Genomic DNA, 14208 nt, shown 5'->3' on the forward strand with positions numbered 1-14208 from the left:
CGTAAAGGGAAGAGATCAGGGCTGGATACGAGGGCTCCACTCCAGCCACTCTTTCTCGGCCTTGCCGTAGAGCGGATAGCTGTGTCCTGCCTTGACGGTTGGCCCCATCTCTTTCTCCGGCGTATTGAAAGCAATGCCGCCGGCCAGCAGGCTCTGTACTGTCTCGACCTCTATGGTACCCCCGGTCAGGCCGATATCCGCCTTGACCCCGGAGACATTCCAGAAACGGGAGTTGGCCCGCACCAAATGGGCATACTCCTGATCCACGTTAACGTCGATCACCACCTCGCTACCATCCCGAGCCAGCGCCACCTTGGTGACACTGCCCACCACCATCTTGCGAAACAGTAGCGGACTGCCAATGCTCAGGCCATTGACGGAGGGGCTCTTGAGGGTCAGGGCCAGACCCACCGGGCCGACCTGACTCAAGGGGAAGCGATCTTTGCCTGCGCCTTTACCGGGTTGTGCTTCTACAAACGCCCCCTTGATCAGGGTATCGAGGTGCGCAACCCCGCCTAATCCCAGCTTGGCTTGCACCAGAGTAAAGCGGGCGCCGGACTGCAGGAAACGCTCGGCATAGTGGCCATCGAGTTCCGCCTTGAAGATCACCTGACCCAGAGACGGCTCCAGCTCGATCTCTTCAATTTTGCCGATATCGACCCCACGATAGCGGATCGGGCTGCCAATCCCGAGCCCCGGATTACTCTCTGCTACCAGTGACAGCTGGCGCACCTTGGCCTTGGCTTGCTCCCTGGAGTCGAACAGTTGATGACTGCTACGGCCATTGGCCAACCGATCGAACTCGATGGCACCGCGCAGCAGGGTAGCGAGGTTACCCACCTTGACTTGCACCCCATCGACCCGCACCTTGGTGTCGATGGCCGGTTTTTTCCAGAATTGGGGTTGTTGGGCGAGGAGGGGAGCATAGACTCCATCAATCTCGAGTTCGATCTCGACCCCCTCTTTGGCGGCGCGCAGCTGTTTGACCATGCCCGCTTCCAGCCCCAGATAGAGCACAGGCGAGCCAATGCCAATGCCATCGGCCTGATCTGCCTTGAGCAACCAGCGCTGGGGCTTGGCATCACGGGTACCGAGCAGTGCCAGCTCCTGACTGGGGTAGAGACGGTTAATCCGCTCGCCACTGCTGGCTTGTACCAGCTTGATCCCGCCCCCCAACCAGGCACTGGCCGGACTGGTTTCTACTTTGATGCCGCTCAGATCGGCATCGATCTGCAACGGGGTGGCGCGATAGAAGCGGGCACGGTTGAGCAGATGACCATAGTTCGGCGCCATCACCAGCTCGACGCTGGCATTGCCGCGCGCATCCAGGGTGAGCTGGCTGATACGGCCCACCTGCAATCCCTTGTACCAGACAGGTGCATCCTGATTGAGCCCCGCCAGATCGTCAGCCTGCAGCGTCACCTTGGTGCCGCTCTGGGGCGCGCGATCGGTCAGGGTCATCTTCTGTACCGGTTTGCCCGCTACATAGTCGAGGCGAATGGCCGGGCCGGAGAGCAGGCGATCTGCATGCTGCACGCCGGTCGCGGAGAGGGAGACGCTCTCCCACACCAGTTGACTCTTGTCGGTAATGCGATAAGCCTGCTCCGGGTTGATCAGCGCTGTGACCACACGGCCTTTGTCGGTGAGGCGAATGGGGTCGATACGACCGATCTCGATCCCCTCATAGAGGATGGGCATCCCCTCCTTGACCGGGAGATCACCAGCCGCAATGTCGATACGCGCACCGCGCGCTGCTTCCGCCAGCCCTTTATAGAGGACGAAAGTCTGTCCCTTCTCCGGCTCCGGTGAATCTTTGGGCGAGTCAAAGGCAATGCCGCCGCTCAGAATGGAGGTGAGGCTGCCGGCCTCCACGCTGACGCCAGCCAGACTGAAGGAGCCCTTGATGCCACTGATGTTCCAGAAGCGGGTATCGGCTTTGACCAGATGTTCGAAACGCGGCTCGATCACCAGATCCAGAATGACGTTCTGGTTGTCCTGACCCAGGCGCGTATTGATGACGCTGCCAACCTCGATACCGCGGAAATAGAGCTTGGCGCCAATCCCCACCGACCCCAGCGAATCGGCGGTCAGGTGCAGCATGCGACCCTGAGCCTGATAGCCGGGAGGAGGGCCCTCCAGTGCATCGAAGGTCTCCTCCAGCGGATTGCTTTCACGCCCCGGTTGCAGGTTTATGTAGTTGCCGGAGACCAGGGTATCAAGGCCGGAGATCTCGGTGAGCGACGCCTTGGGGCTCACCAGCCAGAAGTCGGATCCCTTGCGGATCAGCGGTCTGGCACGGCTGTCAATCTTGGCCATCACCGCAATCTTGCGGCCATCTTCAGCCAGCTCCAGCTCTTGCACCACGCCGATGGCCACCCCCTGATAACGAATCTGGGTTTTGCCCGGCAAGATGCCGTTGCCCTGGGCGAAGTTGATCTGGATAAGCTGGCCACGGCTCAATACCTGCTGATAGAGAAAGCCACCTGCCAGCAGCAGGGCTATCAGGGGTAACAGCCAGACCGGCGATAACCAGCGACGCTTTTCGATGACGGGTTCAGCCCCGATCATAGTGACTCCTTATTGGCTGGATTAAACAGCACATCAGACAAAAACAGAGAAATCATCAACGGGCCGCCTTGTCCCACAGTAAACGGGTATCGAGCATGCGGGCCGACATCATGGTCAGCACCACCACACCGGCAAAGGCGGTGGCCCCCGGGCCTGCGCGGACACTCAGCAGCACACCCCGATCGACCAGTGCCACCATCAGCGAAATCACGAACAAGTCCAGCATTGACCAGCGACCGATAAAATCGATCACCCGATACATCACTAGCTGGCGCTTGCGCCGCACCGGCTTGGCCCGCTGCAACTGCCAGCAGATCCAGCCCAACCCCAATATCTTGCCCACGGGTACCAGTATGCTGGCGGTGAGGACTATGGTGGCAATCCCGCTCATCTTGCTGCGATAGAGCATCATGATACCGCTGAAGATGGTATCTGACTGCAGTAACCCCTTGTTGTAGAAATGGGTAATGGGCAACAGATTGGCAGGCAGCAACATGAAGGTGGCGAGCGCCAGCAAGCCCCACGACCAGGCGAGGGAACGGGGAATGCGCACCTGCAATTTGCTGCTGCAACGGGGGCAGACTGCCCCGGCTTGATAGCGCACCAACAAACCACAGGTATGGCAGCGGCAGAGTCCCATCTCACGGGCGCTGGTCATGTTCCGGCTCCTTTAACGGGATCCGCGCCCAGTAGGGGGCGGGGTCAAACAGGATCAGCAGGGTCATGTTGAGCAGCATCAAAATACCGAGGCTGAGCAACCCGCCACCGAGGCGCACATCGGCGATGTCGATCAGTTTGAACAGGGCAACCAGCAGGCTGACGATATAGACCTCCAGCATGGCCCAGTGGCGAAACACCTCGACCAGCTTCAAGGTGACGGGAAGAATGTGCCAACGTTTGGCCAGACCCGAAGCCAGCACAAAGATCCCCGCCAATAATCCTACCGGTGCCAGTACGGCGCACCAAAGCACCAAAGAGGCCACCCAAAACTCACTTTCGCCAAACAGCACCAGGATACCGCGCAGCAGGTCGGCGTCGGTGTTGACCCCAGCCAGCCGCAGATAGATCAGCGGTTCAAAAAAGGCGGAGGGTAGCAGCAGAAATCCGGTGATGGTCAGGGCCATCAACTGGGAGGGACGAAAGGCATAACGGCCATAGAGATGTTGGTGACAACGCGGGCAGTGGGCATGGCGACGCAGCGGCAGTGCTTTGCGCTGGATCAGCAAGTCGCACGCCGGACAGACAATTACGGAACCGGGCTCCATCATACAATTCAACCTGTTGAAGGAATTGGTGAAATTTACCCTAAAACCGGTTTCCTGTCTTGCCTGCAGCCGGAATGTTACGAAAGTATAATTGACGTTAACGTAAACGTGATATTAGATAGCCAGACTAGACAGGTGAAAGGAGTCATGATGTCCAGTTTGTCCCCCTCGGCAGGCCTGCGCTTTCGCACCGCTCTTGCCAATGAACATCCCCTGCAGATCGTCGGCACCATCAATGCCTACATGGCGCTGATGGCCGAACGCAGCGGCTTTCAAGCTCTTTATCTCTCCGGCGCCGGAGTAGCCAATGCCTCCTATGGCTTGCCGGATCTCGGTATGACCTCCCTCAACGACGTGCTGATCGATGCCGAACGGATCACAGCGGCGACCCGTGTGCCGCTGCTGGTCGATATCGACACCGGCTGGGGCGGGGCATTCAATATCGCCCGCACCATTCGCGCGTTCGAGCGGGCCGGGGTTGCCGCCGTCCATATGGAAGATCAGGTGGCTCAGAAGCGTTGTGGTCATCGCCCCAACAAGGCGGTGGTCACGCTTGAGGAGATGTGCGATCGCATCAAGGCAGCGGTGGATGCCCGCGAGAATAGCGAGTTCGTCATCATGGCCCGCACCGATGCACTGGCGGTGGAGGGGATGGAGTCTGCTCTTGAGCGCACCGCCGCCTATGTGGCCGCCGGTGCCGACATGATCTTCGCCGAGGCGGTGACCGAACTGGCCCAGTACGACCAGTTCAAGCAGGCGGCCAAAGTGCCGATCCTCGCCAACATGACCGAGTTCGGCAAAACCGAACTGTTTGACAAAGAGCAACTGGCCGCCCACGGGGTCGACATGGTGCTCTACCCCTTGAGTGCCAACCGGGCCGCCAATCAGGCCGCCCTCAACGTCTATCAACATATTCGCCAGGATGGCCATCAGCGCGCTGTCGTGGAGACCATGCAGACCCGGGAGTCACTCTACGACTTCCTCGGATATCACCACTACGAGCAGACACTGGATCGTCTGTTTACAGCCAAGGAATAGGAGGCAGCTTATGGGACAGCAAAAACCGTTGGGCGGGGCCGGTCTGCGCGGCCAAAGCGCAGGGGAGACCAGTATCTGCACCGTGGGCAAGAGTGGCACCGGTCTTACCTATCGCGGTTACGACATCAAGGAGCTGGCCGACAGCGCCCAGTTCGAGGAGGTCGCCTATCTGCTGCTCAAGGGGGAGTTGCCCGGTGAGCAGCAGCTTGACGCCTACAAGCGCGAGCTGCGTCGCCTGCGCACCTTGCCCCAGCCGCTATTGGAGGTACTGGAGCGCATTCCCGCCGATGCCCACCCCATGGATGTGCTGCGCACCGGCTGCTCCATGCTCGGCGATCTGGAGCCGGAAGATGGCTTCGAGCATGAACATGAAGTGGCGGATCGGCTGCTGGCCGCCTTCCCGGGCATTCTGATCTACTGGTACAAGTTCAGTCACGAGGGAATTCGCATCGCCCTCGATACCGATGAAGAGTGTATCGGTGGCCATTTCCTCGCACTGCTGCACCAGAAAGCGCCGAGCGAGCTGGAGCGCCGAGTGATGCATGTCTCCCTCATCCTCTACGCCGAGCATGAGTTCAACGCCTCCACCTTTGCTGCGCGAGTCTGCGCCTCGACCCTTTCCGATATGTTCTCCTGTATCACTGCCGCCATCGGCACCTTGCGCGGCCCGCTCCACGGCGGCGCCAACGAGGCGGCCATGGCGATGATCGAACATTGGCAAGACGAGACGCAGGCAAGGCGCGAACTGCTGGCAAAGCTGGCGGCCAAGGAGAAGATCATGGGCTTTGGCCACGCAATCTACCGCACGTCTGATCCGCGCAACGTCATCATCAAGGAGTGGTCGGCCAAGCTCGCCGAGGCTGTGGGCGATGATCGCCTCTACCGCGTCTCCTGCGAGGCGGAGAAGGTGATGTGGGAGGAGAAAGAGCTCTTTCCCAACGCCGACTTCTTCCATGCCAGCGCCTATCACTACATGGGGATCCCGACCAAGCTGTTCACCCCCATCTTCGTCTGCTCGCGGGTCACCGGCTGGTGCGCCCACGTGATGGAGCAGCGCGAGCACAACCGGATCATCCGTCCGAGCGCCGATTATGTCGGCCCGGCCCCCCGTCACTTTGTCTCTCTACAACAACGATAAGGAAGTCACGATGTCCGCCAACGTCGACGTCAACCACAGACCAGACCCCGATCAGGTGCTGGTCGATATTGCCGATTATGTCTGCAACCACCCCATTACCAGCGAGGCGGCTCTCGACACCGCCCGCTACTGCCTGATGGATACGCTGGGCTGTGGCCTCTTGGCCCTGCGCTTTCCCGAGTGCACCAAACACCTTGGCCCCATCGTACCCGGCACCCTCGTACCCCACGGCGCCCGGGTGCCCGGTACCCAGCTCTGCCTCGATCCGGTCAAGGCGGCCTGGGATATCGGCGCCATCATACGTTGGCTCGACTACAACGACACCTGGCTGGCCGCCGAGTGGGGTCACCCATCCGACAATCTGGGCGGCATTCTGGCCACCGCCGACTGGCTCTCCCGTACTCGCGTGGCAGAGGGCAAGGCACCGCTCACCATGAGCGATGTGCTGATGGCCATGGTCAAAGCCCACGAAATTCAGGGGGTGCTGGCGCTGGAGAACTCCTTCAACCGGGTCGGTCTCGATCACGTGGTGCTGGTCAAGGTCGCCAGCACCGCCGTGGTGACTCACATGCTGGGTGGCACCCGTGATCAGGTGATCGATGCGGTCTCCCAGGCCTGGGTCGATGGCCAGAGCCTGCGCACCTACCGTCATGCCCCCAATGCAGGGTCGCGCAAGAGCTGGGCGGCAGGGGATGCCACCTCTCGCGCAGTGCGCCTCGCCCTTATCACCATGAGCGGCGAGATGGGCTATCCCGGCGTACTGAGCGCCCCCAAGTGGGGCTTCTACGATGTGCTGTTCAAGGGCAACCAGTTCGCCCTGCATCAGGGGTACGGCAGCTATGTGATGGAGAACGTGCTGTTCAAGATCTCCTATCCCGCCGAGTTCCATGCCCAGACCGCGGTTGAGTGCGCCATGAAGCTACATGGGCAGGTGAAGGGGCGGCTCGACGAAATCGACCGTATCGAGCTCACCACCCATGAGTCGGCCATTCGCATCATCAGCAAGGTCGGCGCCCTCAACAACCCGGCCGATCGGGATCACTGCCTGCAGTACATGGTGGCGGTGCCACTCATCTTCGGTCGCCTTATCGCCGAGGATTACGAGGATGACGTGGCTGCCGACCCTCGCATCGACGCGCTACGCGACAAGATGGTGGTACAGGAGGACAAACGCTACAGCCGCGAATATCTGGAGGCGGACAAGCGCTCCATTGCCAACGCCATCCAGATCTTCTTCAAGGACGGCACTCATACCGCCAAGGTGGAGGTGGAGTACCCGGTCGGCCATCGTCGCCGTCGGGAGGAGGGGATCCCGCTGCTGGTGGAAAAATTCCAGCACAATCTGGCGACTCGCTTCCCGGCCAAACGGGTCAACGATATTCTGGCCCTCTGTCAGGATGGGCCGCGCCTTGCCGCCACCCCGGTACACGCCTTTATGGATCTGCTGGTGATCTGACCGGTCTTGTATTGGGCTACATATCGGCAAACAGTGATAAACGAAAAGCGGGCTCATCGGCCCGCTTTGTTATTCTGGCGGCTTATCCCTCGATAAGCCTTACCCCAGCGCACTGCTGTCGCCGTTAAAGAGCGCCGTCATGATGGCCGTCTCACGACTGGCGATGGTCTCGAGAAACTCGTTGGCACGCCCCATCTGATGGCAGACCCGATAACCCCGCTCGACAAAGGAGAAAAGCTCGCCAAGCCCCGCCAGATGGGCGGGACCTGACACCAGTTTGAGGGTTGCCCCCAGCAGCGGTTTTCTCGCCAGCCTGTCCAGCGTCATCCCAAGCTCGCTCACCAGCGCAATCTGATGTTCCCGGCGCGCCTGTTCACCCACGGCACGATAGGCGATGGTGTAGTGGTCTGGCGTGATGGGATCAATGCCATCAATGCGCCGCAGCGCCACCACCATCAGGTAGTCCAGCTCTTCGGAGAGGGCATCAAGCTCGATCGCCTGCGCCAGCACCTTGAGGCCGGACTCCGGCAACAGCCGCTCGGCGGTTGGCATCACCCGCATCACGTCCGCATCGCGGCGGGCGCAATCCCCGGGGCCATAGAGATCTGTCAGGAAAAACTCGGCCGCCGGACCGTAGCGGTCACTCTCCAGCAGATCTCGATGGGTTCGCCCCAACCGGTCGGCCTGCCACTGGCGTAGCCGATCCCGATCCTGCTGATCTTCCGGGTGGGCACGCATCTGCTCGCGCAAGGCTGCAACCCGCTTGAGCTGGCGGTAGAGCCGACCCAGGGTGCTATCGTCGTCGTGGGCATGTTCTTGATGCGTCATCTACAGCTCTCTGGCCTTGGGCCCATTGATGGGGATTGGGTGATACGAAGATACAAGTGAATGAAAAACAAGCAGCTTTTGCTGACCGTTCCGTGACAAGTGTAGCGCGCACGGGGGAGGGAATAAATGCCATGTCCCGCTGATGGCCTGCATCCCTCTCGACTCTGTTAAGTGAGTCCCATTTATGTGAACCATCCTTTCATTTGTTGTGAACATGTGTTTAATATCAATAACTAACTTATGACCCAGAGTAACGACCATGTTCTTCAACTCGCTCGCTGGCAGCAGCGCACTCTCTACCATCCAGATCAGCCGTCAGCATCCGCTGGGATTGGCAGCCGCCCGGATCGCGGCCGAAGCCATCGCTGCGGACATGAGCGAGAGCTATCAACTCGATTGCGAATGGGCAGATGAAGAGGAGACCGAGCTTCGTTTTCGCGGCACAGGGGTACATGGCACTCTCACCCTGGACGAAGATACCCTGGAACTGGAAGTGCATCTTGGTTTGATGCTGTTGCCGGTACGCAGCGTACTGGAGCAAGAGATCCTCGATTATGTCGACAATCGCTTACCTTGCCCCAAACGTGTTTGAAACTCTTCGTTGCACTGGTTTTAAATAAACCAGCTGTAAACGATGGCTGTTTGAAATAAGTTGGCAAGCCATATGGTTTGTCAGATTTATTATCCGGCGAGGCCTTGATTCTATTTGTCAGTAATCTTTCATCTTTATTTCATATTTTCGAGTCGGCACTCATTAAAGTCATTCTTATTGCATCAAGTCTTCATCCGGATATGAGGACAGGAGCAATTTGCCGTCTCGGTAAATTCATTTTGTAGGGAAACAACCATGCCACTGAGTGAATTTATCTCCTGCGTCGATACCGCCTGGTTACGCATGGACAGACCCAACAACCTGATGCAGATCATCGGTGTCCTGATGTTTGAAGGGGAGCTTGATGAAGCGCGTCTGCGGGCCGGATTGCGCCATACCATTTCGGTGCAACCCCGCTTTCATCAGCGGGCCGTGCTGGAGGGGGGCTCCTACTACTGGCGCCATGATCCCGATTTCGATCTCGATCAGCACCTCAAGCGTGTGATCCTGCCGGGTGAAGCGGGCAAGCTGGAGCTGGAGAAGCTGGTGGCCGATCTCGCCTCGACGCCGCTCAACCACCAGCGCCCCCTGTGGGATATGCACCTGACCGACACGTCGCTGGGTGGGCAAGCGCTGGTGGTGCGCATTCACCACGCCATGGGCGACGGCTTCTCGCTGGTGCGGGCCATGCTGACCATGATGGATAACACCCCGGAAGGGGCGCCGCGACCACCGTCACCGGAGCCACTGGATGACAGCGATGACGAGGATGATGAGGATTGCCACCAGGGCAGCCGTCTGGTGCGGGCCGGCCTCAAGCTGACCGGTAGCCTCTGGTCCAAATATGTCGAAGTGGTCACCCATCCCACCAAGGCGGTGGATTACCTCAAGACCGGGCGGGATGTGGCGAGCGAGCTGTGCAATATCGCCACCCTCGGTGATGATTCTCCCTGCCGCCTGCGTGGCAAGACCACCAGCACCAAGCGGGTGGCCTGGTCGGAACAAATTGATCTGCCGGATATCAAGGCTGTGGGCAAGGTACTGGGCTGCTCGGTCAACGATCTGCTGATCGCCGCCACCGCAGGGGCGTTTCGCCACTACCTGCAGGAGAAGGGGGATGATGCCAACAAGGTCAAGATCCGCGCCCTGGTGCCGGTCAATATGCGTGCACCGGACGATGAGGGGGCACTTGGCAACCGCTTCGGGCTGGTGGCCCTGGACTTGCCACTGGATGTTGAACACCCGTTGCAGCGGCTCTATACCGTACGTGACCGGATGCAGGCGCTGCGCACCTCGCTGCAACCCGTGGTGGTGCTCAACCTGTTACATGCCCTTGGCATGGCACCCAATGCGGTGCAGCAGCAGGCAGTCGAGCTGCTCACAGCCAAGGCCAGTGCAGTGATCACCAATGTACCCGGCCCGCAGCAGACCCTCTATCTGGCCGGTGCAAAACTACGCCAACCACTGTTCTGGGTGCCGCAATCGGGGGATATCGGCGTCGGCGTCTCCATCCTCTCTTACGATCACAAGGTGCAGCTGGGCCTTATCACCGACAAGAAGCTGGTTCCGGATCCGGATCGGGTGGTCGAACGGTTTGCAGTGGAGTTCGAGCAACTGCTGTTGCTGGTGCTGATGGAGCCGGAGCTGTTGTTTGACCCCAACGGACTGGATGTGCTGCTCGGTTGAGCGAGCATTTGAAAGACTGATGGCGGCGTAGCCAACCGATCAGCCCCCATCATAAAAGAGGCCAACCCGCGGGTTGGCCTCTTGTTTTGTTATCTATCCGTGGCAAGAGTGGCGGTTAATCCTCCAACTCTTCCCGCGCCGCTTCCACATCGAGGCGCTCCATGGCATCCATCGGTTCGCACTCGGCCGCTTCGGCATAGAGGGCTTCTGCAGCTTTCAGGCGGCTCTTGCCGTGCAGCATCACCTGAGCGTTGGCGTACTCCATGCGGGCGATAGCCGATTCGGGGATCAGCGCCAGCGCCTCCTTGAAGTGACGCTCGGACTCCTCCTTCTTGGCGCCATAGGTGAGGCCGCCGATCATGGCCCCCAGCTTGTCGACGATCTCCGCGTGCCAGGCGCCAAAGGCAATATGGGCCTCGGCGTGATCTGGCGCCAGCTCCAGAGTCTTCTCAAGGCTTGCCTTGATCTTGTCGCCAATTCCTTGCGAGAGGGCCTTGGAGATGGAAATGACCTGACTGTAGCGACCGAGGGCCAGAGCGTGGAAGTACCAGGCGTTGGCATTGTCAGGCTGGCGTTTTTGCAGCTTCTCGGCATGGCTGGCCGCCCGCTCGAAGGCGGCGCGCTTGGCATACTTGTCTTCCAGCAGATAGCTGGCATGGATCACCAGTGCCTTGTTCGCCACATTGAGGCCCGCCTCACCGGCCGCTTCGCCAAGGGCGACGGCCCGGGCAAAATCCCCGGCATGATAGGCCCGCCAGGCATCCTGTACCTGTTCATCCTCGGGCCAGGGTTCGGCATCCCCCTGATGGAGGCGATCCCAGTTGTCCGCCAGCTTCTGGCCGGCATAGTCATAGGCCGCATCCGCGTAGGGGAAGGTGACAAATTCGAGTTGTGAAGTGGTCATGCTTGTTCTCCCTGTAGCATGTGAATCAAACCTTGTCGGTGTAGTGGTGGGCGAGGGCGCCCAGATGAGCGCGGGCATCGGCCCGCAAATAGGGTGCGACCAGCTGCATCACCTGAAAGACGCCGAGGGCGATATCGGCGTCCGCCTTGGGGTGCAGTGCCCGCTGGTAAGAGATCCAGAATGTGCCCACCAGCGCCACATTGGCTGCCAGCGTGCGCATTTGTTGCGCCGTGCCCTCCATCAGCCCGACCGTTTGCAGATGGTTGCAAATGGCGATGGCGGTCTGCTCCTTGCGGCGCAGCAGGGCGGAAAAGCGCTGTTCCACCTGATGATAACCACTCATCAGGGTCGCGATATCGTAGTAGAGGAAACGGTACTGCCAGATGGCTTCAAACATCAGGTGGAGAAAGAGCCAGATATCTTCTGGCTCATCGGACGGGGTGCTGACCGCCTCCAGCAGGCGATCCATCTGCTGTTCAAATTCGCAGAACAGGGCGTTGACGATCTCCTCCTTGTTGTGGAAGTGGTAGTAGAGATTGCCCTGGCTGATCTCCATCTCGGCCGCAATGGCCGAGGTGGTGACGCTGGGTTCCCCTTGTCGATTGAAGCAGGCGAGGGCAGTGGTCAGGATCCGCTCCCGGGTACGGCGTTTGGGTTTGCGATCCATGCTACTCCTTTGGTGATGAACGGCGCACGCCGTGGCGATAGCGTTTGGCAAGCCAGTGCTGCAACTGCTCCAGCGACTTGTCGAGGGCGGCGACCGAGCCAATGCCGGGGGCCAGCAGGGTGCGATCTTCATCGGCCAGCGCGGCCAGATTGAGCTCTAGGCCATGCTTGGCCAGCACCGGCGCAAGCTCGTCACGGCGCTGCCAGAGATCGCGGCGGGTATGCTGGTAAGCGTGCTCGCAGAGGCGACGACGATCCCGATAACTGAACACATTGGTGAAGAACATCTCGCCATCGGCAGAAGAGGGCTCAAACAGCAGGGCATCGGCGTCGGGATATTGGTGTCTGTAGCGATCCATCCCCACATGCATGCGGGAGTGGATGATGGCGCGAAAAGTCTGGGCCAGCACCACCGGCAGACCGCTGTCCACCAGATTGGTCGGCGCACCGGCGGCCATGTCCGCATCATAGGGCACCAGCGGATTGATGCAGAACACCAGATCCGCCCCCTCTTCCAGCGCTACCGAAGCGTGCAGAGTCTTGATCAGCGCCCCGTCCACATAGTAACGACCGTTGATCAAGGAGGGCGGAAAGAGACCGGGCAGGGCGGCTGACGCCTGTACCGCCGCCGAGATGGGCACATCATCGAGCCCCGAGCTGCCGAAGGCGACCGGATGACCGGTGTCGAGTTCGGTGGCTACCACAAACAGTCGACTGCGCAACTGGCGGAAATCGTTGCTGCGGCCGGGACGAGAGAAAAACTGGGTCAGGGTGCGATCCACCCCGCGGTTGTCGAACAGTCCGGTCGGAATGGCCTTGGAGAGCCCCTGCAGCGATTCAAACAGGCTGCGCTTCCAGGGCGCCGCCAGATAGTAGGTCAGGCTCTGCCACGCCAGTGGCGGGATCGAGGTCAGGCGGTCGGCATATTCACGAAAGGCGGGGCGCAGCAAGGTGGCCGGGTCAAACATCTCCCCCGAATCATCGCTGAGCAGGATCCGCACCAGCTTAGCCGGCGAGATGCCGTTGGCCAGCGCCGATGCCACCACGGCCCCCGAACTGACGCCGACATAGATATCGGCATGGTCAAGGCGCAGGCCGTTGATGCTGTCAGAGAGGGCTGCGCAGGCACCGATCTCGTAGATGCCGCCGAGCGGCCCGCCGCCAGCAAGGGCAATTGCGATGGTACTCATAGCGTCGCCTCTCTATCCATGACATTCACCATGACAAGACCGGCCCAGCGCAGGGCATGGGCCGGTATCAATCACCTTCCGTCACCGCGAGGGATCAGGGCAGGACGCTCTCTGCTTTGGCTTTCACCTCTTTCACCGCATCTTCAGCGGCGGAGAGGAGATCGGCGGCCTGCTCAACCACGGCCTCTTTAGCCTTGGCTACCGGCGCCTTCTTTACCGGAGGCTTGCGGGCAGCGGGCTTTTTGGCGGCAGCCGGTTTGGCTTCAGCGGCAGGGGCTTCCTCTTCCTGCGCATCCAGCAGTTGCTGGACTACATCGGTCAGCTCGGCCATGCGCTTGGAGAGCTTGTCGATATCCTTGCGGGTCGGAATGCCGAGGCTGGCCACAGCGCGGGCCACGCGATCTTCAAACACCTGCTCCAGACGACCCCAGGTATTGGCGGTCTTGTCGGTCACAGCGGCAATCTTCTCATCTGCGCTCTGACGGGTTTTGGCCTGCAATGCTTCCCCTTCCTGCACCAGGGCTTCAAAGATCTTGCCACCCTCTTCCTGCGCCTTGGCATAGGCACCCAGACCCGCCAACCAGATCTGCTGGGTGGACTCCTTGATGGTGGAGGTGAGTTGGTTGTCGGTCACTGACCCTGCCAGCGCTTTCAATTTCTTAGCCATGATCTTCTCCTTGAATAACGACTGTTAAATGTAATGGCGACAACGAAACTGCAATCGGGTTGTGGCATTACTGATTTTTCGACTTCAGTCTAGGGACAAAAAATAGAGGGTTCTACCTAATAACGGAACAGGCACACCACCGAAATTAGGGTTTGCTCACGAACCGACAATCAAATTGCAGATTCCCATATGAATCGTGATATATCTAAC

General features: G+C 59.8%; 13 protein-coding genes. 5 read left to right on the top strand and 8 right to left on the bottom strand.

The genetic code is table 11. The features are described from left to right. Positions 1-15: 15 nt before the first annotated feature. The 3 genes from G5195_RS02255 to G5195_RS02265 are packed head-to-tail and all read right to left on the bottom strand — an operon-like array spanning position 16 to position 3836. Entirely contained in the window at positions 16-2568 is a 2553-nt protein-coding gene (locus G5195_RS02255; RefSeq protein ID WP_421221743.1) for an MlaD family protein, read from the bottom strand. Between the two features lie 55 nt (positions 2569-2623). Then, complete coding sequence (locus G5195_RS02260) at positions 2624-3226, bottom strand: paraquat-inducible protein A (protein WP_005333132.1); 603 nt, start codon at positions 3224-3226, stop codon at positions 2624-2626. Then, entirely contained in the window at positions 3210-3836 is a 627-nt protein-coding gene (locus G5195_RS02265; RefSeq protein WP_069526833.1) for a paraquat-inducible protein A, read from the bottom strand. The genes G5195_RS02260 and G5195_RS02265 overlap by 17 nt, the downstream gene beginning before the upstream one ends. A gap of 147 nt (positions 3837-3983) precedes the next feature. On the opposite strand from G5195_RS02265, the gene prpB reads away from it, so the two are divergent. From prpB to G5195_RS02280, 3 genes are read left to right on the top strand one after another with little or no spacing between them, the layout of a single operon-like run. Then, positions 3984-4871: a methylisocitrate lyase gene (prpB, locus tag G5195_RS02270; RefSeq protein ID WP_019446406.1), complete on the top strand. Its 888-nt coding sequence runs from the start codon at positions 3984-3986 to the stop codon at positions 4869-4871. 10 nt (positions 4872-4881) lie between these two features. Further along, a complete protein-coding gene (gene prpC, locus G5195_RS02275; protein WP_201914712.1) occupies positions 4882-6009 on the top strand; it encodes a bifunctional 2-methylcitrate synthase/citrate synthase in 1128 nt (375 codons plus the stop codon). 10 nt (positions 6010-6019) lie between these two features. Then, entirely contained in the window at positions 6020-7465 is a 1446-nt protein-coding gene (locus G5195_RS02280) for a bifunctional 2-methylcitrate dehydratase/aconitate hydratase (RefSeq protein WP_421221746.1), read from the top strand. Between the two features lie 99 nt (positions 7466-7564). On the opposite strand, the gene G5195_RS02285 is transcribed toward G5195_RS02280, so the two are convergent. Then, the gene (locus G5195_RS02285; RefSeq protein WP_158112619.1) at positions 7565-8293 is read right to left on the bottom strand and encodes an FFLEELY motif protein; all 729 of its coding nucleotides are present in this window, start codon (positions 8291-8293) and stop codon (positions 7565-7567) included. A 259-nt stretch (positions 8294-8552) separates the two neighbouring features. On the opposite strand from G5195_RS02285, the gene G5195_RS02290 reads away from it, so the two are divergent. Beyond that, a complete protein-coding gene (locus G5195_RS02290; RefSeq protein ID WP_042055042.1) occupies positions 8553-8885 on the top strand; it encodes a polyhydroxyalkanoic acid system family protein in 333 nt (110 codons plus the stop codon). 255 nt (positions 8886-9140) lie between these two features. Continuing rightward, positions 9141-10571, top strand: a complete 1431-nt coding sequence (locus G5195_RS02295) for a wax ester/triacylglycerol synthase family O-acyltransferase (protein WP_421221748.1) — start codon at positions 9141-9143, stop codon at positions 10569-10571. A gap of 115 nt (positions 10572-10686) precedes the next feature. Here G5195_RS02295 and G5195_RS02300 read toward each other — a convergent pair whose 3' ends face one another. The 4 genes from G5195_RS02300 to G5195_RS02315 form a co-directional block, all read right to left on the bottom strand. Next, on the bottom strand, positions 10687-11475 hold the full coding sequence (locus tag G5195_RS02300; protein WP_042055039.1) for a hypothetical protein: 789 nt from the start codon (positions 11473-11475) through the stop codon (positions 10687-10689). A 25-nt stretch (positions 11476-11500) separates the two neighbouring features. After that, on the bottom strand, positions 11501-12142 hold the full coding sequence (locus G5195_RS02305; RefSeq protein ID WP_005345492.1) for a TetR/AcrR family transcriptional regulator: 642 nt from the start codon (positions 12140-12142) through the stop codon (positions 11501-11503). A 1-nt stretch (position 12143) separates the two neighbouring features. After that, a complete protein-coding gene (locus G5195_RS02310) occupies positions 12144-13331 on the bottom strand; it encodes a patatin-like phospholipase family protein (protein WP_042055038.1) in 1188 nt (395 codons plus the stop codon). Positions 13332-13425: 94 nt separating this feature from the next. Beyond that, complete coding sequence (locus G5195_RS02315) at positions 13426-13998, bottom strand: phasin family protein (protein WP_005333118.1); 573 nt, start codon at positions 13996-13998, stop codon at positions 13426-13428. Between the last annotated feature and the right edge of the window lie 210 nt (positions 13999-14208).

Source organism: Aeromonas sp. 601039, from assembly GCF_049174415.1.
GTDB classification, from domain to species: Bacteria; Pseudomonadota; Gammaproteobacteria; order Enterobacterales; family Aeromonadaceae; genus Aeromonas; species Aeromonas veronii_A.

Bases quoted from the DNA above. Each gene is read 5' to 3' on its own strand.
- G5195_RS02255 (WP_421221743.1), bottom strand. From the start codon at position 2,568: ATGATCGGGGCTGAACCCGTCATCGAAAAGCGTCGCTGGTTATCGCCG.
- G5195_RS02260 (WP_005333132.1), bottom strand. From the start codon at position 3,226: ATGACCAGCGCCCGTGAGATGGGACTCTGCCGCTGCCATACCTGTGGT.
- G5195_RS02265 (WP_069526833.1), bottom strand. From the start codon at position 3,836: ATGATGGAGCCCGGTTCCGTAATTGTCTGTCCGGCGTGCGACTTGCTG.
- prpB (WP_019446406.1), top strand. From the start codon at position 3,984: ATGTCCAGTTTGTCCCCCTCGGCAGGCCTGCGCTTTCGCACCGCTCTT.
- prpC (WP_201914712.1), top strand. From the start codon at position 4,882: ATGGGACAGCAAAAACCGTTGGGCGGGGCCGGTCTGCGCGGCCAAAGC.
- G5195_RS02280 (WP_421221746.1), top strand. From the start codon at position 6,020: ATGTCCGCCAACGTCGACGTCAACCACAGACCAGACCCCGATCAGGTG.
- G5195_RS02285 (WP_158112619.1), bottom strand. From the start codon at position 8,293: ATGACGCATCAAGAACATGCCCACGACGACGATAGCACCCTGGGTCGG.
- G5195_RS02290 (WP_042055042.1), top strand. From the start codon at position 8,553: ATGTTCTTCAACTCGCTCGCTGGCAGCAGCGCACTCTCTACCATCCAG.
- G5195_RS02295 (WP_421221748.1), top strand. From the start codon at position 9,141: ATGCCACTGAGTGAATTTATCTCCTGCGTCGATACCGCCTGGTTACGC.
- G5195_RS02300 (WP_042055039.1), bottom strand. From the start codon at position 11,475: ATGACCACTTCACAACTCGAATTTGTCACCTTCCCCTACGCGGATGCG.
- G5195_RS02305 (WP_005345492.1), bottom strand. From the start codon at position 12,142: ATGGATCGCAAACCCAAACGCCGTACCCGGGAGCGGATCCTGACCACT.
- G5195_RS02310 (WP_042055038.1), bottom strand. From the start codon at position 13,331: ATGAGTACCATCGCAATTGCCCTTGCTGGCGGCGGGCCGCTCGGCGGC.
- G5195_RS02315 (WP_005333118.1), bottom strand. From the start codon at position 13,998: ATGGCTAAGAAATTGAAAGCGCTGGCAGGGTCAGTGACCGACAACCAA.